At 66.6% G+C, this 20,856-nt stretch carries 23 protein-coding genes and 1 tRNA gene; 16 read left to right on the plus strand and 8 right to left on the minus strand.

Annotated elements, in window-relative coordinates; all coding sequences use genetic code 11:
• Positions 1 to 153 precede the first annotated feature (153 nt).
• From rnr to AC5LXX_RS07785, 6 genes are all read left to right on the plus strand, one after another.
• Positions 154 to 2,628 carry a ribonuclease R gene (gene rnr / locus AC5LXX_RS07760; protein WP_493411031.1) on the plus strand — a complete coding sequence of 825 codons (2,475 nt, stop codon included), beginning with the start codon at positions 154 to 156 and terminating at the stop codon, positions 2,626 to 2,628.
• 149 nt (positions 2,629 to 2,777) lie between these two features.
• Positions 2,778 to 3,521, plus strand: a complete 744-nt coding sequence (rlmB, locus tag AC5LXX_RS07765; RefSeq protein ID WP_124454906.1) for a 23S rRNA (guanosine(2251)-2'-O)-methyltransferase RlmB — start codon at positions 2,778 to 2,780, stop codon at positions 3,519 to 3,521.
• A 103-nt stretch (positions 3,522 to 3,624) separates the two neighbouring features.
• Positions 3,625 to 4,497, plus strand: a complete 873-nt coding sequence (locus tag AC5LXX_RS07770; protein WP_493411032.1) for an N-acetylmuramoyl-L-alanine amidase — start codon at positions 3,625 to 3,627, stop codon at positions 4,495 to 4,497.
• Between the two features lie 91 nt (positions 4,498 to 4,588).
• Positions 4,589 to 5,284: a ribose-5-phosphate isomerase RpiA gene (gene rpiA / locus AC5LXX_RS07775; RefSeq protein ID WP_493411033.1), complete on the plus strand. Its 696-nt coding sequence runs from the start codon at positions 4,589 to 4,591 to the stop codon at positions 5,282 to 5,284.
• 280 nt (positions 5,285 to 5,564) lie between these two features.
• On the plus strand, positions 5,565 to 6,281 hold the full coding sequence (locus AC5LXX_RS07780) for a FadR/GntR family transcriptional regulator (RefSeq protein ID WP_493411034.1): 717 nt from the start codon (positions 5,565 to 5,567) through the stop codon (positions 6,279 to 6,281).
• A 101-nt stretch (positions 6,282 to 6,382) separates the two neighbouring features.
• Entirely contained in the window at positions 6,383 to 7,369 is a 987-nt protein-coding gene (locus AC5LXX_RS07785) for a Gfo/Idh/MocA family protein (protein WP_493411035.1), read from the plus strand.
• 55 nt (positions 7,370 to 7,424) lie between these two features.
• Here the strand turns inward: AC5LXX_RS07785 and AC5LXX_RS07790 are convergent, their stop codons facing one another.
• The 7 genes from AC5LXX_RS07790 to AC5LXX_RS07820 all read right to left on the minus strand — a co-directional run bounded on the left by AC5LXX_RS07790 (position 7,425) and on the right by AC5LXX_RS07820 (position 12,718).
• Positions 7,425 to 8,117, minus strand: coding sequence for an amino acid ABC transporter permease (locus AC5LXX_RS07790; protein ID WP_006484207.1), 693 nt, complete (start codon positions 8,115 to 8,117; stop codon positions 7,425 to 7,427).
• 122 nt (positions 8,118 to 8,239) lie between these two features.
• A complete protein-coding gene (locus AC5LXX_RS07795; protein WP_124454917.1) occupies positions 8,240 to 9,034 on the minus strand; it encodes a cystine ABC transporter substrate-binding protein in 795 nt (264 codons plus the stop codon).
• A gap of 100 nt (positions 9,035 to 9,134) precedes the next feature.
• A complete protein-coding gene (locus tag AC5LXX_RS07800) occupies positions 9,135 to 10,172 on the minus strand; it encodes a quinone-dependent dihydroorotate dehydrogenase (protein ID WP_493411036.1) in 1,038 nt (345 codons plus the stop codon).
• A 99-nt stretch (positions 10,173 to 10,271) separates the two neighbouring features.
• Positions 10,272 to 11,102 carry an arginyltransferase gene (locus AC5LXX_RS07805; protein WP_493411037.1) on the minus strand — a complete coding sequence of 277 codons (831 nt, stop codon included), beginning with the start codon at positions 11,100 to 11,102 and terminating at the stop codon, positions 10,272 to 10,274.
• A gap of 33 nt (positions 11,103 to 11,135) precedes the next feature.
• Positions 11,136 to 11,900, minus strand: a complete 765-nt coding sequence (gene aat / locus AC5LXX_RS07810; protein WP_493411038.1) for a leucyl/phenylalanyl-tRNA--protein transferase — start codon at positions 11,898 to 11,900, stop codon at positions 11,136 to 11,138.
• A 10-nt stretch (positions 11,901 to 11,910) separates the two neighbouring features.
• Entirely contained in the window at positions 11,911 to 12,456 is a 546-nt protein-coding gene (locus AC5LXX_RS07815) for an NUDIX hydrolase (RefSeq protein WP_124454923.1), read from the minus strand.
• A gap of 185 nt (positions 12,457 to 12,641) precedes the next feature.
• Positions 12,642 to 12,718, minus strand: a tRNA-Met gene (locus AC5LXX_RS07820).
• A gap of 197 nt (positions 12,719 to 12,915) precedes the next feature.
• Between AC5LXX_RS07820 and AC5LXX_RS07825 the strand changes: the two genes are divergently transcribed.
• Genes AC5LXX_RS07825 through AC5LXX_RS07835 form a run of 3 tightly spaced genes read left to right on the plus strand, consistent with a single transcriptional unit; the run spans position 12,916 to position 14,947 of the window.
• Positions 12,916 to 13,413, plus strand: a complete 498-nt coding sequence (locus AC5LXX_RS07825) for a heme-degrading domain-containing protein (protein ID WP_124454925.1) — start codon at positions 12,916 to 12,918, stop codon at positions 13,411 to 13,413.
• Between the two features lie 9 nt (positions 13,414 to 13,422).
• Positions 13,423 to 13,755, plus strand: coding sequence for a DMT family transporter (locus AC5LXX_RS07830; RefSeq protein ID WP_376698763.1), 333 nt, complete (start codon positions 13,423 to 13,425; stop codon positions 13,753 to 13,755).
• 31 nt (positions 13,756 to 13,786) lie between these two features.
• Positions 13,787 to 14,947 carry an enoyl-CoA hydratase/isomerase family protein gene (locus AC5LXX_RS07835; protein ID WP_493411039.1) on the plus strand — a complete coding sequence of 387 codons (1,161 nt, stop codon included), beginning with the start codon at positions 13,787 to 13,789 and terminating at the stop codon, positions 14,945 to 14,947.
• A gap of 126 nt (positions 14,948 to 15,073) precedes the next feature.
• On the opposite strand, the gene AC5LXX_RS07840 is transcribed toward AC5LXX_RS07835, so the two are convergent.
• Positions 15,074 to 15,502 carry a hypothetical protein gene (locus AC5LXX_RS07840; RefSeq protein WP_124454929.1) on the minus strand — a complete coding sequence of 143 codons (429 nt, stop codon included), beginning with the start codon at positions 15,500 to 15,502 and terminating at the stop codon, positions 15,074 to 15,076.
• Between the two features lie 341 nt (positions 15,503 to 15,843).
• Between AC5LXX_RS07840 and ssuD the strand changes: the two genes are divergently transcribed.
• From ssuD to dusA, 7 genes are all read left to right on the plus strand, one after another.
• A complete protein-coding gene (ssuD, locus tag AC5LXX_RS07845) occupies positions 15,844 to 17,001 on the plus strand; it encodes an FMNH2-dependent alkanesulfonate monooxygenase (RefSeq protein WP_124454931.1) in 1,158 nt (385 codons plus the stop codon).
• 17 nt (positions 17,002 to 17,018) lie between these two features.
• The gene (ssuC, locus tag AC5LXX_RS07850; protein ID WP_493411040.1) at positions 17,019 to 17,831 is read left to right on the plus strand and encodes an aliphatic sulfonate ABC transporter permease SsuC; all 813 of its coding nucleotides are present in this window, start codon (positions 17,019 to 17,021) and stop codon (positions 17,829 to 17,831) included.
• Positions 17,828 to 18,787 carry an ATP-binding cassette domain-containing protein gene (locus tag AC5LXX_RS07855; protein WP_493411041.1) on the plus strand — a complete coding sequence of 320 codons (960 nt, stop codon included), beginning with the start codon at positions 17,828 to 17,830 and terminating at the stop codon, positions 18,785 to 18,787. Before ssuC ends, AC5LXX_RS07855 begins: the two co-directional genes overlap by 4 nt.
• 57 nt (positions 18,788 to 18,844) lie before the next feature.
• The gene (locus tag AC5LXX_RS07860; protein ID WP_006476104.1) at positions 18,845 to 19,060 is read left to right on the plus strand and encodes a TOBE domain-containing protein; all 216 of its coding nucleotides are present in this window, start codon (positions 18,845 to 18,847) and stop codon (positions 19,058 to 19,060) included.
• Between the two features lie 142 nt (positions 19,061 to 19,202).
• Positions 19,203 to 19,400: a hypothetical protein gene (locus AC5LXX_RS07865; RefSeq protein WP_059234572.1), complete on the plus strand. Its 198-nt coding sequence runs from the start codon at positions 19,203 to 19,205 to the stop codon at positions 19,398 to 19,400.
• A 55-nt stretch (positions 19,401 to 19,455) separates the two neighbouring features.
• On the plus strand, positions 19,456 to 19,704 hold the full coding sequence (locus AC5LXX_RS07870; RefSeq protein WP_493411042.1) for a hypothetical protein: 249 nt from the start codon (positions 19,456 to 19,458) through the stop codon (positions 19,702 to 19,704).
• Between the two features lie 130 nt (positions 19,705 to 19,834).
• Positions 19,835 to 20,821: a tRNA dihydrouridine(20/20a) synthase DusA gene (gene dusA, locus AC5LXX_RS07875; protein ID WP_493411043.1), complete on the plus strand. Its 987-nt coding sequence runs from the start codon at positions 19,835 to 19,837 to the stop codon at positions 20,819 to 20,821.
• Positions 20,822 to 20,856: the final 35 nt, after the last annotated feature.

The raw sequence follows: 20,856 nt of genomic DNA on the forward strand, positions 1-20,856 counted from the left end.
CGTCATGCCCGCTCGCGGCATTCCCGTCTTTTGGCGACACAGGCGGGTGATAGAATGACCCGCCGCCGTCAATATAGAACTGTCTGACGGACACCTCTATGTTGATGCCGTGCACCATCAGTCAACGCAACGAGAACAATCATCGACAAACCCTTGAGCAAATATCCGTACCCCATTCCGAGCCGTGAAGAAATTCTCGGCGTGCTGCGTACGAGCGACGCGCCGCTGGCTGCCAACGACATCGCCGAAGCCCTGTCGATCAAGCGCCAGGAGCGCGAGGGGTTCTTCCGGCGTGTCGCCGCGATGGAGCGCGACGGCCAGATCCGCCTCGACAAGCGTGGTCATTACCAGTTGACCCATCCATCGAACTTCGTCGCCGGGCGCGTGCAGGGGCATCGCGACGGCTACGGGTTCGTGATCCGCGACGACGGCCAGGACGACCTGTTCTTGCCGAACGGCGAAATGCAGAAGGTGATGCACAACGATCGCGTGCTCGCGCGGATCGTCGGCTACGATCGCCGCGGCCGTCCCGAAGGGCATGTCGTCGAAGTCACCGAACGCGCGAACAAGCGCGTGATCGGCCGCCTGCTCAACGAGAACGGCGCACTGATCGTCGCACCGGAAGACAAGCGCATCGGTCATGACATCCTGATCACGCAGAACGTGAAGAAGGCGAAGGTCGGGCAGGTCGTCGTCGTCGAACTGACCGACTTTCCGAGCCGTCATTCGCAGCCGCTCGGCCGTGTCGTCGAAGTGCTCGGCGACATCGACGATCCGGGCATGGAAATCGAGATCGCGGTGCGCAAGTACGGCGTGCCGCACGAATTCAGCCAGCCGGCGCTCGACGAAGCCGCCGCGCTGCCTGACAAGGTGCGGCCGGCCGACCTGCGATTCCGCGTCGACTTGCGCGACGTGCCGCTCGTGACGATCGACGGCGAGGACGCCCGCGACTTCGACGATGCCGTCTACTGCGAGCCGGTCAAGGTCGGCCGGGGCGACGGCTACCGGCTGATCGTCGCGATCGCCGACGTGTCGCACTACGTCCAGCCGGGCACCGGGCTCGATGCCGATGCGCTCGAACGCAGCACGTCGGTGTATTTCCCGCGCCGCGTGATCCCGATGCTGCCGGAGAAACTGTCGAACGGCCTGTGCTCGCTGAATCCGCACGTCGACCGCTGCGTGCTCGCGTGCGACATGGTGATTACCGCGCGCGGCGAGATCAAGGCGTACCAGTTCTATCCGGCCGTGATCCATTCGGCTGCACGCCTCACGTACACCGAAGTCGCGGCCGTGCTGTCGAACACGAAGGGCCCGGAGGCCGCGCGCCGCGCCGATCTGCTGCCGCACCTGCAGGACCTGTACGGCGTCTACAAGTCGCTGTTCGCCGCCCGCCAGAAGCGCGGTGCGATCGATTTCGACACGACCGAGACCTACATCGTCTGCAACTCGCAGGGCAAGATCGAGCAGATCGTGCCGCGCCAGCGCAACGATGCGCACAAGCTGATCGAGGAATGCATGCTGGCCGCGAACGTCTGCGCGGCCGATTTCCTGAAGCGCCACAAGCACCCGGGCCTGTACCGCGTGCACGCGGGGCCGACGCCGGAGAAGCTCGAGAACCTGCGCGCGTTCCTGCGCGGCATGGGCCTGTCGCTCGGCGGCGGTGACAAGCCGCATGCGAGCGACTACGCGGCGCTGATGGCACAGATCCGCGACCGGCCGGACGCGCAGATGCTGCAGCCGATGCTGCTGCGCTCGATGCAGCAGGCCGTCTACAGCCCGGACAACATCGGCCACTTCGGTCTCGCCTACGAGGCGTATGCGCACTTCACGAGCCCGATCCGCCGCTATCCCGACTTGCTCACGCACCGCGCGATCTACGCGATCCTGTCGGGCAAGAAATACACGCCGAAGGCGCCGGAAGGCTTCGAGCTGAATACCGCGCTGTCGCCGCGTGCGCGCGCGATGCAGCAGGCCGACGACGAATCGCGCGGCCGCTCGCGCTCGAACACGGCGATCTGGGAAGAGCTCGGCCTGCACTGCTCGGCGAACGAACGTCGCGCGGACGAAGCGTCCCGTGACGTCGAAGCATGGCTCAAGTGCTACTTCATGCGCGACAAGCTCGGCGAGGAATACGGCGGGATGGTGAACGGCGTCACGTCGTTCGGCATCTTCGTGCAGCTCGACACGCTGTTCATCGAAGGGCTCGTGCACGTGACGGAACTCGGCTCGGACTACTTCCAGTACGACGAGATCAAGAACGAACTGCGCGGTGAACGGACGGGCATCCGCTATCGCCTGTCGGATCGCGTGCGCGTCCAGGTCAGCCGCGTCGATCTCGATGCGCGCAAGATCGACTTCCGCCTCGTGCGCGATACGCCGGTGAAGGCGCCGCGTCCGTCGCAGGCGCCGGCTGCCGCCGGTGGCGATCGCAACGGCAACGGTCCGCGCGTGCGCGCGCTGCCGCAGGCGGAGGAGGCCGCTCCGCGTCGCAAGAAGGCCGCGAGTGCGCCGAGTGTCGCGGTGAAGGACGCGCGCGCCGCGCGTTCCGCCGCGAAGAAGAAGGGCGGCGGCGGTGGCGCACCGGCGAAGCCGACTGCGAAGAAGACACACGCCCGCAAGAAGTATTGAGCGTTCGGGGTATGCGCACGCGCATGCCCTGCAGTATCGAGAGACGCCGCGTCACCGGTCATCGGCCGGCAACGCGGCGCTTTCCTTTTCCATGGATCGCGACTGCGCGCATCGCGCGGCCGCACGTTTGATCGAAGGTTGTTCCAGTCATGTCACGTCTGAAGGTTCTTTACGGTTTTCATGCGGTGACCGCACGTTTGCGGCACGATGCATCGACGGTTGCGGAGGTGCTGTACGACCAGACGCGCCGCGACCGCCGCATGCAGGACTTCCTGCACGCCGCGAAGGAAGCGGGCGTGCGGTTGATTGCAGCCGACGAAACGCGCCTGTGGGGCTTGGCGCACACCGAGCGCCACCAGGGCGTCGTCGCGCGTGTCGAGGACATGCCGCTCGCGCAGAACCTGTCGGAGCTGCTCGACGGCATCCAGGGCCCGGCGCTGCTGCTCGTGCTCGATGGCGTCACCGATCCGCACAACCTCGGCGCGTGCCTGCGTGTCGCCGATTCGGCCGGCGCGCATGCGGTGATCGCGCCGCGCGACCGCGCGGTCGGCCTGAATGCGACGGCGGCCAAGGTGGCGAGCGGCGCGGCCGATACGGTGCCGTACATCACGGTGACGAACCTCGCCCGCGCGCTGCGCGAGCTGAAGGAAGCCGGCGTGTGGATCATCGGCACGTCGGACGAGGCGCCGGCGACGCTCTATGAAACCAAGCTCGACGGCCCTGTCGCGCTCGTGATGGGCGCCGAAGGCGAAGGCATGCGCCGGCTCACGCGCGATACCTGCGACGAAGTGATGAGCATCCCGATGGCCGGCAGCGTGGAAAGCCTGAACGTGTCGGTTGCCAGCGGCGTGTGCCTGTACGAGGCCGTGCGCCAGCGGCGCGTGAAGGGCTGACGCCGGCCCGTCCCGCGCAATCCGCGCGGGCCTCGAATGATCCGAACGACGCGTGCCGTGCCGTGATGCGGTGTGGTGCGCGCCTCTCCGAAACCCGCGACCGATGACCCTGTTCCGTGTTGGCGCCTCCTGCGCCGTGCTGGGCCTGCTGGCGGCTTGCACATCGCCGTCGCTCGTCGAACACGGCACCTACTACGCCGACACGAGCCTCCATGCACGCGGCGCCGATTCACGGGTCCGCTTTCTCGTGATGCACTACACCGAAAGTGACGAGACGAAGTCGCTGCGCACGCTGACGGGCGATTCGGTCAGCGTGCATTACGTCATCCCGCCGCAGCCGCGCACCGAACGCGGCATGCCGGTCGTCTACCAGCTCGTTCCGGAAGCGCAGCGCGCATGGCACGCAGGTGTCAGCGAGTGGCAAGGCGCGACCGAGCTGAACGCGGTGTCGATCGGCATCGAGAACGTGAACCGCGGCCCGCTCGATCCACAGCATCGCACCTGGCAGCCGTATCCGCCCGAACAGGTCGACGCCTTGACGCGCCTGTCGAAGGACATCGTCGCGCGCTATGGAATCCCGCCGACGCGCGTGGTCGGGCACAGCGACATCGCGCCGCAACGCAAGATCGATCCGGGGCCGCTGTTTCCGTGGCATGCGCTGGCGCAGGCCGGTGTCGGTGCGTGGCCGGACGAGGCGACCGTGGCCGCCCGGCTCGGCGGCCGCGATCCGCACGCACCCGTCGACGTGCGTGAGCTGGAACTCAAGCTCGCGCGCTACGGCTACGACGTGCCGACCGACGGCATGCTCGATGCACGTACGCGGCGCGTGTTCGCGGCATTCCAGATGCATTTCCGCCCGTCGGACTATGCGGGCAATCCGGACGCTGAAACCGATGCAATCGCGCAGGCGTTGCTCGATAAATACTTCCCTGGCACGCAACCGCTGGACAACGCGCCCGCGGCCGGCGCACCCTGAATTCGCGGCGCGCCGCACGCCGAAAAACGCGGGCCGTCATCCGAGTCCGGTAAACTGGCGGTTTTCCGCAATCCCGCAGCATTCCCACTCCATGACTCAAGACGAACTCAAACGCCTCGTCGGCCAGGCCGCCGCCGACTATGTGATCCAGAACGTGCAGGAAGGCGCCGTGATCGGCGTCGGCACCGGCTCGACCGCCAACTGCTTCATCGACGCGCTCGCCGTCGTCAAGTCGCGCTATCGCGGTGCCGTGTCGAGCTCCGTTGCCACGACCGAGCGCCTGAAATCGCATGGCATCAAGGTGTTCGACCTGAACGAGGTCGACTCGCTGCAGGTGTACGTCGACGGCGCCGACGAGATCGACGCGGGCGGCGCGATGATCAAGGGCGGCGGCGGCGCGCTGACGCGCGAGAAGATCGTCGCGTCGGTGGCCGACACGTTCGTCTGCATCGCCGATGGCAGCAAGCGCGTGCCGGTGCTCGGCGCGTTTCCGCTGCCGATCGAGGTCGTGCCGATGGCGCGCACGGCGATCGGCCGGCGCGTGACCGCGCTCGGCGGCGTGCCCGTGCTGCGCGTGACGAAGGACGGTGCGCCGTACATTACCGACAACGGCAACGAGATCATCGATGTCAAGGGGCTGCAGATCGCCGATCCGCGCGGCTTCGAAGCGCAGGTGAACGCATGGCCGGGCGTCGTGACGGTCGGCCTGTTCGCCGAGCGCGGTGCGAATCTGTGCTTGCTCGGCACGGAAAACGGCGTTGAAACGATCGTTTATCCGGCTGGCTGAATCTGAATGAGAAGCAGTCCGTAATGGCGTGGTATCGCTCGTCACGGACTGAATGGTTAAATCTTGTGGAAATCCGGACCCGGCAGGCGCGGCGCGCTTTCCGGGTCTTTTTTTTAGACGTATAAATCACCCCGTCAAAAAGAGGGATAACCCTGTCAGGTGTTTACCAGATAGCGAAATATCGTCGAACTCATCAACTTATAGATCATAAGAACAGTAGTAACCAGGGCCGGCGGAACTGCGGAGCAGGTGTTCGCAAATCGACGCACGGGGAGGTGTCATGGAGCAGGGCAAAGACCGGTCACTGGTCGCCAAAGTGATGGATGGGCTTGTCGCGGGTATCGTCGAAGACAAGTACGGCGGCATCTTGCCGCCACAGGACGTGCTGTCGAAAGAGTTCGATGTGAGTCGTACGGTGATGCGGGAAGCATTGTCGATGTTGCTTGCGCGCGACATGCTCGACGTGCGTCCTAAAGTCGGCACGCGTGTGCGGCCGATGCGCGACTGGCGCATGATCGACGAAGACGTCGTGAGCTGGCGATTTCGGGCAAAACCGGATCCGCAGTTCATGCGCGACGTCATCGAGTTCCGGATGCTGATCGAACCGCGTGCGACCGCGCAGGCGGCCGTGCGTGCGACGGCGGCCGACATCGCGGGCATTCGCGAAGCGTTCGATGCGTTCAAGGTGCTGCAGCCGGGCGATCCCGGCTACGACACGGCAGACGAGTTGCTCCATACGCGGATCGTGCAGGCAAGCGGCAACCAGTTCTTCCAGCAGATGGCGGCGATCGTGCGCGGTGCAGTGCGCCTCGTGAATCCGCGTGTCGTGCAGAAGGAAGGGGCGCACGAGATTGCGGTGAAGGCGCATGCGCGCGTCGTCGATGCGATCGAACGGCGCGACCCGCGCGAAGCCGAGGCGGCATCGCTCGCGCTGATCGATTTCAGTGCCGACGAAATCTCGCGCGATTTCTCGGTCGACGTGCCGGTACGCGCCTGACGTTGTACGTGTCGCTCATCCGTGTGCCGCCGGGCCGTTTATCATGACGGCCGGTCGGCAGCGTGCCGGCCATCGTCTTACGACCGACACGGAAGATCAGGATGAACGACAACGACCATCGCCCGGTGCGCTTCGGCATCGTCGGCGCAGGCAGCATTGCGCGCCGCTTCGCGCAAAGCCTCGCGCACGTGCCGGGCGCCACGCTCGCCGGTGCCTGGGCCCGCCGGGCCGACGCCACCGCCGCCTTTTGCGGGACGAATGGCGGCACGCCTGCCGCGAGCCTCGACGCGCTCCTCGCGAGCGATATCGACGCGGTCTACATCGCGACGCTCCATGACAGTCATGCACAGTACGCGCTGGCCGCGCTGGCCGCCGGCAAGGCCGTGCTGTGCGAAAAGCCCGCGACGCTGAACGCGGCGCAACTCGACGCCGTACTGCAGGCGGCGCGCGATACCGGACGGCTGTTCATGGAAGCGATGAAGCCGCCGTTCTTTCCGCTGTACCGTCAATTGCGTGCGCACCTCCACGACGATCCGATCGGCGAGATCCGGCTCGTGCGTGCGGGATGTGCGTCGTCGTCGGTACCGGATGACCATCCCGTCTATCGCCTCGATCGCGCGGGCGGCGCGCTGCTCGACGTCGGCATCTACGAGGCGTTTCTCGCGGTCGACTGGCTCGGTGCGGCGCTCGACGTGCAGACGCTCGGCCGCGTCGGCGCAACGGGCGTCGACCTGTTTGCGAGCCTCAACAGCGTGCACGCGAACGGCGGGATCGCGCAGCTCTTTTGCGGGCTCGACGTGATGGGGCGTGGCGACGCACTGATCGCCGCGGCCGGCGGCCACGTGACGATTCACGAGAAGTGGTGGAATCCTGCGCGCGCGACGATTCGCTATGCGGACGGACGTACCGTCGAACTCGACGCACCGGCCGAAGGCGGCGGGTTGAACTACGAGACCGCGCATTTCTGCGACCTGCTGCGTGCGGGCAAGACGGAAAGTCCGATCATGACGCACGACCATTCGCGGCAGATGATCGCGATGACCGATGTGGCGCGCGCCGCGCTCGGCGTGCGCTATTCGGGCGAGTAGACGGGAAGGAGGGGGCGCCGGGCGCGCGTGCGCCGCCCGGCGAAATGGCGCGCGGTCAGTGCCGCGACGGCAGCGACAGGCGCTTTTCGTACCAGCGCTGCACCCATTCGAGGATCTGGCACAGGATCCAGTACACGGCCGCGGCGGCGAGGTAGAGCGGCAGCGGCTGATAGGTCGCCGCGATCACTTCCTGCGCGCTGCGCAGCAGTTCGGTCACGGTGATCACGGATACGAGCGACGTGTCCTTGATCAGGCTGATCAGGCTGTTCGACAGGCTCGGCACGGCGATGCGCAGCGCCTGCGGGCCGATCACGTAGCGCAGCGTCTGCCCCCACGACAGCCCGAGGCTGTACGCGGCGAGCCATTGGCCGCGCGCGATCCCGTTGATGGCGCCACGCATGCTTTCGGACATGTAAGCCGCGACGTTCGCGGACAGCGCGATGACGCCGGCCGGCGTCGGGTCGAGCGAGATGCCGAGGCTCGGCAGCCCGTAGTAGATGACGAAGATCTGAACGAGCAGCGGCGTGCCGCGCATCAGGCTCACGTACGCGCGCGCGAGCCACGCGAGCGCATTGACCCAGATGCGCTCGAAGCCGTCGAGTGCTTCGCTTTGCCGGATGCCCATCATCGCGAGCACGACGGCGCCAAGCAGGCCGAACACCATCGACAGCACGGCGAACTTGACGGTCAGTACGGCACCCTGGGCGAGCACCGGCAGCGATTGGACGAGCAGGGACGTTGTCGACATGGAGTACGAATCGAATGCGTGCGCGAAAGCGCAATCATAAACCGGGCGAATAAAACAAAGGGCGGCATCGTGACGGATGCCGCCCTTTCCGGCCCGCCGTCAGGCGGGAAATGCAGGCGTGCTTACTTGATCGGTTTGGTCACGTCGATGCCGAACCACTTGTCCGAGATCTTCGTGAACGTGCCGTCGGCCTCGAGTTGCACCATGGCGTCGTCGATCGCCTTCTGGAATTTCGGGTTGCCCTTCTTGAACGGGATGCCCGACGGGTTCGCCGAGCCGACGTTCGCGCCCGGGCGCAGCGGCAGCTGCGAGTTCTTCGTCAGGTACGCGAGCATCAGGCGGTCGTTCAGTGCTGCGTCGAGACGGCCGGCCGCGAGATCGCGCAGGTACTCGGGGGCGCCCGGGTACGTCTTCACGTCGATGCCGGGCACCGATTTCGCCATGTCCATGTAGTTCGTGCCGAGCGCGACGCCGAGCTTCTTGCCTTTCAGGTCATCCAGCGACTTGAACTCGCGCGTGTCGTCCTTGCGCTGGATCAGCTGCGCGGACGAGAACGTGTACGCCGGCGAGAAGTCGAGCGTTTCCTTGCGCTTGTCGGTGATGCCGACCTGGTTGGCGATCACGTCGAACTTGCCGGCCTGCAGGCCGGCGATGATGCCGCTCCATTCGGTCGTCACGAATTCGGCCTTCACGCCGAGCTTCGCCGCGACGGCCTTCGCGATGTCGACGTCGAAGCCGACGAGTTCGCCTTGCGGATTCTTCGAGTTGAACGGCGGGAACGTGCCTTCGAGGCCGACGCGCAGCGTGCCGCGCTGCTTGACCTGGTCGAGGAGGTCGGCCGCATGCGCGGTGGCGGCGGTGAACGACGTGCCGATCAGGCCGGCAACCAGCAGCTTCTTCAGCAGCGAAAATTTCATCGTGTGTGTCCTTGCCCTGTCCGGGTCAATGATTCTGATAGTGCGGTCGATGATAGCAAAAATACTATCGATCATTAAATACAGTTTGTTTATGTCTATATTACGCGGCGCGCTCGCGGGCGATCGCCTTCACGCATTCCGACACGAGCGCCGGGCCGCGGTAGATGAAGCCGGTGTAGAGCTGGACGAGCGCCGCGCCGGCCGCGAGTTTCGCGCGGGCGTCCTCGCCCGAGAAAATGCCGCCGACGCCGATGATCGGCACGTCGTTGCCGACTTCGGCGTGCAGCTTGCGGATCACTTCGTTCGACGCGTCGAACACCGGGCGGCCCGACAGGCCGCCGGCTTCGTCCGCGTGCGGCAGGCCCTGGACGGCTGCGCGCGACAGCGTCGTGTTGGTGGCGATGACCGCTTCGATCTTGTGGCGCAGCAGCGTGTCGCCGATTTCCTTGACCTGTTCGTCGTCGAGATCGGGCGCGATCTTCAGCGCGAGCGGCACGAGCTTGCCGTGCAGGTCGGCGAGGCGTTGCTGCTTGTCCTTCAACGCGGCCAGCAGGGCGTCGAGTTCGCCGGCGCCTTGCAGCTGGCGCAGGTTCTTCGTGTTCGGCGACGAGATGTTGATCGTCACGTAGCTCGCGAACGGGTACACGCGCTCGAGGCAGTACAGGTAGTCCTCGGCGGCGCGCTCGATCGGCGTGTCGGCGTTCTTGCCGATGTTCAGGCCGAGGATGCCGCGATAGCGGGCGGCCTGGACGTTCTTCACGAACTGGTCGACACCGTGGTTGTTGAAGCCCATCCGGTTGATCAGCGCTTCGGCCTGCGGCAGGCGGAACATCCGCGGGCGCGGGTTGCCGGGCTGCGCGCGCGGCGTGACCGTGCCGACCTCGATGAAGCCGAAGCCGAGCGCCGCGAGGCCGTCGATGGCCGCGCCGTCCTTGTCGAGGCCGGCCGCGAGGCCGACCGGGTTGCGGAACGTGAGCCCCATCACGGTGCGCGGTGCGTCGGGCACGCGGGCCGACAGCGCGCAGGCGAGGCCCGTGCGTCCGGCCGCGCCGAGCGCGCGCAGCGTGAGGTGGTGAGCGTCTTCCGCATCCATTTTGAACAGGGATGCGCGGGCCAGCGGATAGAGGGAACTGAACACGGGAATTGGGCGGACGGCCGGAATGAATGACAACCCGCTATTTTACCGGGAGTTGCGCGGCAGGGGCGCGCTTCGCTTCGTAGCCCCCTGCGGCGTGCGTCAACCTGAGCCGGAATGCCCGCCCGGCAACGGCGCGCGGGCCAGCGCCGCGTCGACGGGCGGCAGGTCGATCCGCTCCGGGTCGAGCGTCTTCCAGCGGCCGTCGATCAGCCCCTCGAGCGGGTGGAAGTTCGCCTTGTACGCCATCTTCGGGCTCTCGCGGATCCAGTAGCCGAGGTATACGTACGGCAGGCCAAGGCTCTTCGCCTGCTCGATCTGCCACAGGATGTTGTAGGTGCCGTAGCTCGTGTGCCGGTCGTCGGGCTCGAAGAACGTATAGACCGACGACAGCCCGTCGCCGAGGATGTCGATCATGCTGACCATGCGCAGCTTGCCGGGCTCGCCGCCCGGCGCGTCGAGGTCGCGGAATTCGACGAGGCGCGAGTTGATCCGGCTCTGCAGCAGGAACTGCTCGTACTGGTCGCGGCTGTCGCGATCCATGCCGCCGCCCGCGTGGCGCGCCGACTGGTAGCGCATGTAGAGCGCGTAGTGCTCCTCGTCGTAGTGCAGCGGAGAAACCGTCGCGATCAACGCGCGGTGCCGCTTCCACATCCGGCGCTGCGTGCGCGACGGCACGAATTCGCCCACCGGTACGCGCACCGGTACGCATGCGCGGCAGCCGTCGCAGTATGGGCGGTACGTGAACACGCCCGAGCGGCGGAAGCCGGCCTTCACGAGTTCGGTGTAGATGTCGGAGTTGATCAGGTGGCTCGGCGTCGCCACTTGCGAGCGCGCGATGCGGCCGTCCAGATAGCTGCACGGATAGGGCGCCGTTGCATAGAATTGCAGCGCCGAAAGCGGTGAAAGCGGCAGCTCAGTCGGGTGAGTCATGGGCAGCTCTCGATGCAGGGAAGGAGTGCCGCGCTAGCGCTCGCTCCCGGTGGGCGCCGCCGATTCGGCGGGGCCCGTCAGCGCGGCGAGCACGCGCTTGTCGAACTGCCACGGAATCGGCGGTTCGGCTACCGCGCTGCGCACGTGAGCGACAAACGCCTTGCGTGCGATCTCGCGGCCGCCGAGCGACGCTAGATGCGACGTATTCTGCTGGCAGTCTATCATCTCCAGCCCCTGCTCGCGAAGGTGCGCGATGAGCGTGGCCAGCGCGATCTTCGACGCGTCGGTCACGTCCGCATACATCGACTCGCCGAAAAACATCCGCCCGAACGACACGCCGTACAGGCCGCCGACACGGCGCCCGTCGTGCCACGTCTCGATGCTGTGCGCGTTGCCGGAGCGGTAGAGCGACGTATAGGCGTCGATGATCTCGGCGGTGATCCACGTGCCGCGCTGCCCGCGGCGCGGCGCCTGCGCGCACGCGCGCATCACGCCCGGAAAGTCGTGGTCGACGCGTACTTCCCATTCGGGCTCGCGCAGCACGCGCTTCAGCGTCTTGCGCAGCGAAGGCGACACCTTGAATTCGGCCGGCACGAGGATCATGCGCGGGTCGGGGCTCCACCACAGCACAGGCTGGCCGTCCGAGTACCACGGGAAAATGCCGCGGAGGTACGCGTCGATGAGGCGCGACGGCAGCAGGTCGGCGCTCGCGGCGAGCAGCCCGGACGCGCCGGTCGCGGGCCCGAGCGCGCGCTCGATGGGCGGAAACGGATCGTCCGGGCCGAGCCAGGGGACCATGGGGTGCGGCTCAGCCGTTGCGCAGCGAGCGGAAGATATCGCCGGTATGCACGCCGTAATCGCCGGCGGCGCGATCGGCGAAGAAGAATCGCAGGGTCTGGCTGACGGTCGGGAACGCGATCTCGTCCCACGGGATGTCGGCCTCGTCGAACAGCTTCACTTCGAGGCTTTCCTCGCCCGCTTCGAAGCCGGGATCGGTGAGCCGCGCGAGGTAGAACAGATGGACCTGGTGCACGTGCGGCACATTGAGCAGCGTGAACAGGTTCTGCACCTCGACGCGCGCGCCGGCTTCCTCGAGCGTTTCGCGTGCGGCGGCTTCCGCCGTCGTCTCGCCCATTTCCATGAAGCCCGCCGGCAGCGTCCAGAAGCCGTAGCGCGGTTCGATCGCGCGGCGGCACAGCAGGATCTGATCGCCCCAGACCGGGACCGTGCCGACGACGTTGCGCGGATTCTGGTAGTGGATCGTGCCGCAGTGATCGCAGATGAAGCGCTCGCGGTTGTCGCCGGGAGGAATGCGCGCGATGACTTCGTGGCCGCAGACGGAGCAGAATTTCATGTCGAGTGGAAGGGACGAGGTGATGCGAGTGTATCACCGGGGCGCGGCATTCTCGAACGCCTGCGCATGCGGGCGGCAGGTCGTGCGAAGCGGGGGCGCGCGTGCGCGAGGAGGGCGCTGTGCCGGACGCGGAAAAACAAAAAGCCCGGCGCTGGGCCGGGCTTTTTGCTGAATGCTGGACGGGTTGGTTGCGGGGGTAGGATTTGAACCTACGACCTTCGGGTTATGAGCCCGACGAGCTGCCAGACTGCTCCACCCCGCGTCCGTCGAAGAAATGAATTATATGGGTTATCCCGAATGCGTGCAAGCGCTTTCTGACAATTTCTTGTCGTTGCTTGTGGGGCCGGTACCGTGGGTACGTGCGCTAGAATCGGGCGGTTTGTTTCGTCTCCTATTCAGCGGGGCCGTGCGCGATTGCGCCGGCCCCGGTGCAACGCTCATTACTGCATCGACGGATTCATGGACATCGCTCACGATCTGCAATCGATCGGCGCGCAGGAACAGGCGCTCGTGTTTCCCCATTTCGACCCGGCCCGCGCGTGGGCGCTCGGCAACCGGATGCATGCGCTCGCGGCGTCGCGCGGCCATGCGGTCGCGCTCGACATCGTCACGTTCGGCCAGCCACTGTTCTATGCGGCGCTCGCCGGCGCGACGCCCGACAATGCCGACTGGGTGCGCCGCAAGCGCAATGTCGTCGCGCATTTCCGCCGCAGCTCGTACGCGATCGGCCTGCGCATGCAGCAGGCCGGCGCCACGCTCGCGGACAAGCACGGGCTGCCGATCGCCGAATATGCGCCGCATGGCGGCTCGTTCCCGCTGACGGTCGCGGGTGCCGGCGTGATCGGCTCGATCACCGCGTCGGGGCTGCCGCAGCGCGCGGATCACGAGTTCGTCGTCGAGGCGCTGTGCGCGGAGCTCGGCCACGACTACGCCGTGCTGGCCCTCGCAAGGAGCTGAGCGATGCAGCTGCCCGGTTACGCATGGCTCGCGATCGCGATCGTCGCGGAAGTGGTCGGCACGTCCGCGCTGCGCGCGGCGGACGGCTTCACGCGTTTCTGGCCGTCGGCGCTCGTCGTCGCCGGCTACGGCATCGCGTTCTACTGCCTGTCGCTCACGTTGCGCACGATGCCCGTCGGCATCATCTATGCAGTCTGGTCGGGCGCCGGCATCGTGCTGATCACGCTCGTCGCGATGCTGCTCTATCGTCAGGTGCCGGACCTGCCGGCGGTGATCGGCCTCGGGCTGATCATCTCGGGCGTCGTGGTGCTGAACCTGTTCTCGAAGATGCAGGCGCACTGAGCGTGCGACTGCCGTTTGCCGGATGACTTTCATGACCGATTCCACTTCCGCTGCTGTTTCCGCTTCCGCCGAATCCACCCGGCCCGATGTCCATGCGTATGTCGCGAACCGCATCGGCTTTCTCGAACTGAACCGTCCGAAGGCGCTGAATGCGCTGTCGGTCGGCATGATCCGGCTGATGCAGCAGGCGCTCGACGCGTGGCGTGACGATCCCGAGGTCGTCGCCGTCGTCGTGCACAGCCCGCACCCGCGTGCGTTCTGCGCGGGTGGCGACGTGCGTTTCTTCCACGACGCGTGGCAGCGCGGCGACCGCGATGCGGTCGACACGTTCTTCATCGAGGAATACACGCTGAATCATGCGATCTTCTCGTATCCGAAGCCGTACATCGCGCTGATGCACGGCGTCGTGATGGGCGGCGGCATGGGCATTTCGCAGGCGGCGCGGCACACGGGCGGCCTGCGCGTCGTGACCGACTCGACGAAGATGGCGATGCCCGAAACGCGTATCGGCCTGTTCCCGGACGTCGGGATGAGCTGGTTTCTCGCGCGCACGCCCGGCGCGATCGGCCGCTATCTCGCCGTGACCGGTGCGCCGCTCGGCGCGGCCGATGCGCTGTACGCGCAGCTCGCCGACGTCTATCTGCCCGATGCCGCGCTGCCGGCACTGCTCGAGACGCTGCGCAGCGCGCCGATCGTCAGCGGCGCGCAGGCGGTCGCGTGCGTTGCCGATGCGGCCGCCGCGCACAAGGTCGCGCCGACGCCCGACACGTCGACGCTGGCCGATGCGCGCGCCGGAATCGACCGGCATTTCGCGCAGCCGGACATCAATGCGATCCTCGCGTCGCTCGACGCCGAGCAGGATTGCGCGGCCGTCGACGGATGGGTCGAAAAGGCGACCCATGCGATGCGCGAACAGCTGTCCCCGCTATCGATGGCCGTGTCGCTCGAAGTCGTCGAACGCGCGCGTGGCGCGACGATGGCCGATTGCCTGCGACGCGATCTCGATCTCACGCGCTCGACGTTCGCGCGCGGCGACGTGATCGAAGGCGTGCGCGCGCTGATCGTCGACAAGGATCACCAGCCGGACTGGCGCTTCAAGTCGGCCGCCGATGTCGATCGCGCCGATGTGCTCGCGATGTTCGACTGCCCGTGGACGCCCGACGCGCATCCGCTGCGGAATCTGAAGGACTGACGTCGCTCGGGCCGGGAGGCACGCGTGACGAAAGCGAAAAGGCCGCCTGCAGTTCAGTTGCAGGCGGCCTTTTTTTGCGGATGTCGACCGGTCGGCGGTCGACGGGCGTCGCGCCCCGGGCGAGCGTCAATCGTCGCCCGCGTCGTCCGACATGAATGCGCGCATGAACACGAGCGCGCCGAAGCCCCAGACCGCGTTCGCCGCGAAGCCGGCCGCGAGCACGGGCATCATGTTGCCCGACGGCCAGATGCCGCGCAGCGGATCGATCGCGAACACGCGGGCGGCCGTCAGTACGATGCCGCCAAACACGAGCGCGCCGATCCACGATGCCTCGCGTTCCGGCGATACGCGCAGCAGCCACGCCATCGGAACCGCACAGCATGCGCTGATCAGCGCATTCGCGACAAATTCAGGAATGCCGAGCGGCGCGAACGGCTGTGTCGAGAAGCCGGTTGCGGCGATCAGGTCGGCCGTATGGAGAAGGGCGAGCGTGGCCTCGCGGAAGAACAGGGCGGCAAGGAAGCCGGACAGGAACGGCAGGATGACTTTCTGCATCGATGAGTGCACCGCAGGCGCGCACGGCCGGGGCTGTACGCGCGGAGTTATTCGGATAGGTGCGCCATTATAGGGCCCGCCTGCGGCGATATTCGCTCCAGCGTCGTGCTAATCACGAAAGCGGAAAACCTAAGCTCAAAAAAATCGTTCCAAAGCCCCGCACCGATCCCTAGACTGATTTCCCAGAAACAGCCGTGCAATCGCGTCCTCGTCCGCTGCACGGCCTGACCGGCGAGCCATCCCGAATCGAACGCACACCATGCATGCGTCGCGCATCCGCGACGCGAGCAGGGCGAAGTCTTTTCCAAATTTCGGCAGTGACAGTCAAGCAGGAGCAGCAGATGAATGTGTTCTGGTTTATCCCCACGCATGGCGACAGCCGCTATCTCGGCACGGCCGAAGGTGCGCGCGCCGCGGATTACGATTACTTCAAGCAGGTCGCCGTGGCGGCCGACACGCTCGGCTACGAAGGCGTGCTGCTGCCGACCGGCCGCTCCTGCGAGGATGCGTGGGTCGTCGCGTCGAGCCTCATCCCGGCCACGCAGCGCCTGAAATTCCTGGTCGCCGTGCGTCCCGGCATCGCGTCGCCGGGCCTGGCGGCACGGATGGCCGCGACGTTCGACCGCCTGTCGGGCGGCCGCCTGCTGATCAACGTCGTCACGGGCGGCGATGCGGCCGAGCTCGAAGGCGATGGCCTCTTTGCCGATCACGATACGCGCTACGAGATCACCGACGAATTCCTTAACATCTGGCGCGGGCTGCTGACCGCGTCGCACGACAACGGCGGCTTCGACTACGTCGGCAAGCACCTGCAGTCGAAAGGCGGCAAGGCGCTTTATCCGCCCGTGCAGCGCCCGCATCCGCCGCTGTGGTTCGGCGGTTCGTCGCCGGCTGCCCACGCGATTGCCGCCGATCACATCGATACCTACCTGACCTGGGGCGAGCCGCCCGAGGCCGTCGCGAAGAAGATCGCCGACATCCGGGCCCGCGCCGAAGCACGCGGCCGCAAGATCAAGTTCGGCATCCGCCTGCACGTGATCGTGCGCGAGACCGAGGACGAAGCATGGCGTGACGCCGAGCGCCTGATCAGCCGCCTCGACGACGACACGATCGCGCGTGCGCAACAGGCGTTCGCGAACATGGATTCGGAAGGCCAGCGCCGGATGGCCGCGCTGCACGGCGGCAAGCGCGGCGGCCGCGACGCGCTCGAGGTGTATCCGAACCTGTGGGCCGGCGTCGGCCTCGTGCGCGGCGGCGCGGGCACGGCGCTCGTCGGCAATCCCGAGCAGGTCGCGGAACGCATGCGCGAATACGCGGATCTCGGTATCGAGACGTTCATCCTGTCCGGCTATCCGCACCTCGAGGAGTCGTATCGCTTCGCCGAGCTCGTGTTCCCGCTGATCAAGGGCAAGGGCGCGGAGAAGGCGACCGGCCCGCTGTCGGGGCCGTTCGGCGAGATCGTCGGCAACAACTATCTGCCGAAGGCGAGCCAGAGCTGAGCGAGAGGAGGCCTGCGATGACAACGAAAACGTCGACGACGGGCGCCGTCGTGGCCGCCCGCGCGTGGCGCAGCGTCGCGCCGTGGCTCGTGCCGCTCGCGCTGCTGGTGGCGTGGGAGATCGGTGCGCGCACCGGCTGGTTGTCGACCCGCGTGCTGCCCGAGCCGGTGGCGGTCGTCCGCGCGGCCTGGTCGCTCGTGACGTCGGGCGAAATGTGGGCGAACGTGAAGGTCAGCACGTGGCGTGCGCTGTTCGGCTTCGCGATCGGCGGCGGCGTCGGCCTCGCGCTGGGGCTCGCGACCGGGCTGTCGAAGGCCGTCGAAGTGGCGCTCGATTCGACGATCCAGATGATCCGCAACATCCCGGCGCTCGCGATGATTCCGCTCGTGATCCTGTGGTTCGGCATCGATGAGAAGGCGAAGCTGTTCCTCGTCGCGCTCGGCGTGTTCTTCCCGGTCTACATCAACACGTATCACGGGATCCGTTCGGTCGACGCGAACCTGATCGAGATGGCGAAGAGCTATGGCGTGCGCGGTTTCGCGCTGTACCGCGACGTGATCCTGCCCGGTGCGCTGCCGTCGATCCTCGTCGGCGTGCGCTTCGCGCTCGGGCTGATGTGGGTGATGCTGATCGTCGCGGAAACGATTTCCGCGCAGTCGGGCATCGGCTACATGACGATGAATGCACGAGAATTCCTGCAAACCGACGTGGTGGTGGTCGGCATCCTGCTGTACGCGGTGCTCGGCAAGCTGGCCGATGTGCTGGCGAAATGGCTCGAGCGCGTGACGCTGCGCTGGCACCCCGCTTATCAATCAGGAGCAAAGGCATGAATGCGACGACTTCGGCGGCCGCCTACGGCCCGCTCGCCGGCGCAGACCTCGAGGTCGAACTGGTGCAGGCACGTGTCGCGGACAGCGACGCGCGCGACGCGGCGATTCTCGATCGTGACGGCGGCGCATCGGTCGTGCCGCTCGCGCGGCGGCGCGCAGGCAGCCCGGCACCCGACGACGCGGTGACGCTGTCGGGCGTCAGCAAGCGCTTCGGCGCACGCACGGTGCTCGACGACGTCGAGCTCGGCATCGCACGCGGCAGTTTCGTCGCGATCGTCGGCCGCAGCGGCTGCGGGAAATCGACGCTGCTGCGCCTCGTCGCGGGACTCGAGCAGCCCAGCAGCGGCGCGCTCGTGACGCGCGGCGAGGGCGGCGGTGTGCTCGATACGCGGATCATGTACCAGGACGCGCGCCTGTTGCCATGGAAGACCGTGCTGCAGAACGTGATGCTGGGGCTCGGGCGCGGTGCGCGCGACCGGGCGCGTGCGGTGCTCGATGAAGTCGGCCTGCTGGAACGTGCCAACGACTGGCCCGCGCAACTGTCGGGCGGTCAGCGGCAGCGCGTTGCGCTGGCCCGTGCGCTCGTGCACCGGCCGCAACTGCTGTTGCTCGACGAGCCGCTCGGCGCGCTCGACGCGCTGACCCGCATCGAGATGCATGCGCTGATCGAGCGGTTATGGCGCGAGCATCGATTCACCGCGTTGCTCGTCACGCACGATGTGCAGGAGGCCGTCGCGCTCGGCGACCGCATCCTGCTGATCGAGCAGGGGCGCGTGGCGCTCGACCAGCCCGTGCCGCTCGACCGGCCGCGTGCCCGTGCGTCGGCCGCGTTTGCGGCGCTGGAAGATCGCGTGCTGAAACGCGTGCTCGCCGGTGGGCCCGGCGCGGCCGATCAGCACGCGGAGCATGAGGCAGACAAGGTTCGACCGGTCGGGCAGATCCGCTGGGCCGTTTAATTCCGGGCGGCTCCGGCCGCCCGTTCTGAGACTTTTTTCTTCGGAGCGATCATCCCGATGAGCATCACTGCAATCAACGTACGTAACCAGTTCAAGGGCAAGGTGAAGGAGATCATTCGCGGCTCCGTGGTCTCCGAGGTCGACGTCGAGACGCCGTTCGGCATCGTCACGTCGGTGATCACGACCCGTTCGGTCGACGAACTCGAACTGAAGGTCGGCGCGGAAGTCGTCGCGCTCGTGAAGTCCACTGAAGTATCGATCGCGCGTCTCTGAACGCGCGTGTCCTGCGCCGGCGGCACCAGCGGGCAACGTGCCCGTTGGCGCCGCGTCGGCATTTCCGCAGCGCGTTTGCCTCGGTATTCGACGTCCGGATGAAGTGCTAGGATGGAGCGAAACCGATGCCGGAGGCCAACGCATGACCCCCATCCTTTCTCCTGAAGCCATCGAGGCGCTGAAATGGATCGACCAGTTTGGCGAAAGCCGGCCGGTTCCCGCTGCGTTCGACGACGTCGTCTATGCGTTGCTGAACGAGGGGCTGATCTACCAGGCCACGGCTGACCGGGTCGACCTGACGGCCGACGGCAAATCCTTTTTGTCCAACGAATACGATTGAGCGCCCGGCGCTGGCTGCGGGAGCGGCCTGGCGCCGCGTCGCCACGGAGCGTGCGATGGAACCGAGAGGCAGCGACCTCGGCGATTTCAGCGAGCCGTACCGCGGCTTCGAGATCGAGGTGAAGACCGAGCAGGTCTGGGACGGCGAGCATGCGCACTACCGCGTGCTGCAAGGCGATGCCGTGCGGATCGACTGGCGGCTCGTCAAGGTCGACGGGGTGCTGCTGACCGAGCGGCGCGTGCTCGAGCGCGTGTTCGACGAGGCGCGCCGGGCCGTCGATGCGGAGCTGGGCGAGGGCGGCTAGCGCGGGCGCCCGGCAGGTGCGGCCCGGGTTGCGGTAAAATAGCCGGTTGTTTCCGTGCCGCCTGGCCTGTTGCCCGAATTCCATGTCCGTTTCGTCCTCGCTTCCTCCTCGCCGCGTTTCCGTCGCGCCCATGCTCGACTGGACCGACCGTCATTGCCGGTCGTTCCACCGTACGCTGACGCGCAACACGTGGCTGTATACGGAGATGATCACGACGGGCGCGCTGCTGTTCGGCGATGCCCAGCGGCATCTCGCGTTCACGCCGAGCGAATCGCCGATCGCGCTGCAGCTGGGCGGCAGCGAGCGCGACGACCTCGCGCGCGCCGCGAAGCTCGGCGAGCAGTGGGGCTACGATGAAATCAACCTGAATTGCGGATGTCCGTCCGAGCGCGTGCAGCGCGGCGCGTTCGGCGCGTGCCTGATGAACGAGCCGCAGCTTGTCGCCGACGGCGTGAAGGCGATGCGCGATGCGGTGTCGGTGCCGGTCACGGTCAAGCATCGGATCGGTGTCGATGCGGTCGAGGACTACGCGTTCGTGCGCGACTTCGTCGGCACGGTGGCCGAGGCCGGTTGCGAAACGTTCGTCGTGCATGCGCGCAACGCGATCCTGAAGGGGTTGTCGCCGAAGGAGAATCGCGAGATCCCGCCGCTCAAGTACGATTATGCGTATCAGTTGAAGCGCGATTTCCCGTCGCTGGAGATCGTCATCAACGGCGGCATCACGACGCTCGACGAGGTTGCGCAGCATCTGGAGCATGTCGACGGCGTGATGCTGGGCCGTGAGGCGTATCACAACCCGTTTGTGCTGGCCGAAGTCGATATGCGCTTCTACGGATCGACCGCAGCGGTGCCGACGCGCGAAGAAGCCGAAGCGCAGCTGATCGAATATTGCGCGGCCGAACTGAAGCGCGGCACCTATCTCGGTGCGATCGTGCGGCACGCGCTTGGGCTGTACCGCGGCATGCCGGGCGCGCGTGGCTGGCGTCGCGTGCTGTCCGACAACAAGAAGCTCGCGCGCGGCGATCTGGCCGTGTTCGACGAGGCGCGCGCGCATCTGAACGAAGCCGAAGAAATTTTTGAAAAAAAGGCTTTGCAAGATTCAAAAGACTTCGTATAATCTTGTTCTTCGCTGCTGAAACAAAACAGCGAAAC

It is taken from the genome of Burkholderia torrens (assembly GCF_984668525.1).

Coding starts and splice junctions, on each gene's coding strand:
- AC5LXX_RS07805 (WP_493411037.1), bottom strand. CDS start 11,102: ATGACTCACCCGACTGAGCTGCCGCTTTCACCGCTTTCGGCGCTGCAA.
- dusA (WP_493411043.1), top strand. CDS start 19,835: ATGCTCGACTGGACCGACCGTCATTGCCGGTCGTTCCACCGTACGCTG.
- rpiA (WP_493411033.1), top strand. CDS start 4,589: ATGACTCAAGACGAACTCAAACGCCTCGTCGGCCAGGCCGCCGCCGAC.
- AC5LXX_RS07840 (WP_124454929.1), bottom strand. CDS start 15,502: ATGCAGAAAGTCATCCTGCCGTTCCTGTCCGGCTTCCTTGCCGCCCTG.
- AC5LXX_RS07780 (WP_493411034.1), top strand. CDS start 5,565: ATGGAGCAGGGCAAAGACCGGTCACTGGTCGCCAAAGTGATGGATGGG.
- aat (WP_493411038.1), bottom strand. CDS start 11,900: ATGGTCCCCTGGCTCGGCCCGGACGATCCGTTTCCGCCCATCGAGCGC.
- AC5LXX_RS07835 (WP_493411039.1), top strand. CDS start 13,787: ATGACCGATTCCACTTCCGCTGCTGTTTCCGCTTCCGCCGAATCCACC.
- ssuC (WP_493411040.1), top strand. CDS start 17,019: ATGACAACGAAAACGTCGACGACGGGCGCCGTCGTGGCCGCCCGCGCG.
- AC5LXX_RS07860 (WP_006476104.1), top strand. CDS start 18,845: ATGAGCATCACTGCAATCAACGTACGTAACCAGTTCAAGGGCAAGGTG.
- AC5LXX_RS07870 (WP_493411042.1), top strand. CDS start 19,456: ATGGAACCGAGAGGCAGCGACCTCGGCGATTTCAGCGAGCCGTACCGC.
- AC5LXX_RS07825 (WP_124454925.1), top strand. CDS start 12,916: ATGGACATCGCTCACGATCTGCAATCGATCGGCGCGCAGGAACAGGCG.
- AC5LXX_RS07795 (WP_124454917.1), bottom strand. CDS start 9,034: ATGAAATTTTCGCTGCTGAAGAAGCTGCTGGTTGCCGGCCTGATCGGC.
- AC5LXX_RS07790 (WP_006484207.1), bottom strand. CDS start 8,117: ATGTCGACAACGTCCCTGCTCGTCCAATCGCTGCCGGTGCTCGCCCAG.
- AC5LXX_RS07865 (WP_059234572.1), top strand. CDS start 19,203: ATGACCCCCATCCTTTCTCCTGAAGCCATCGAGGCGCTGAAATGGATC.
- AC5LXX_RS07785 (WP_493411035.1), top strand. CDS start 6,383: ATGAACGACAACGACCATCGCCCGGTGCGCTTCGGCATCGTCGGCGCA.
- AC5LXX_RS07770 (WP_493411032.1), top strand. CDS start 3,625: ATGACCCTGTTCCGTGTTGGCGCCTCCTGCGCCGTGCTGGGCCTGCTG.
- ssuD (WP_124454931.1), top strand. CDS start 15,844: ATGAATGTGTTCTGGTTTATCCCCACGCATGGCGACAGCCGCTATCTC.
- AC5LXX_RS07855 (WP_493411041.1), top strand. CDS start 17,828: ATGAATGCGACGACTTCGGCGGCCGCCTACGGCCCGCTCGCCGGCGCA.
- rlmB (WP_124454906.1), top strand. CDS start 2,778: ATGTCACGTCTGAAGGTTCTTTACGGTTTTCATGCGGTGACCGCACGT.
- AC5LXX_RS07815 (WP_124454923.1), bottom strand. CDS start 12,456: ATGAAATTCTGCTCCGTCTGCGGCCACGAAGTCATCGCGCGCATTCCT.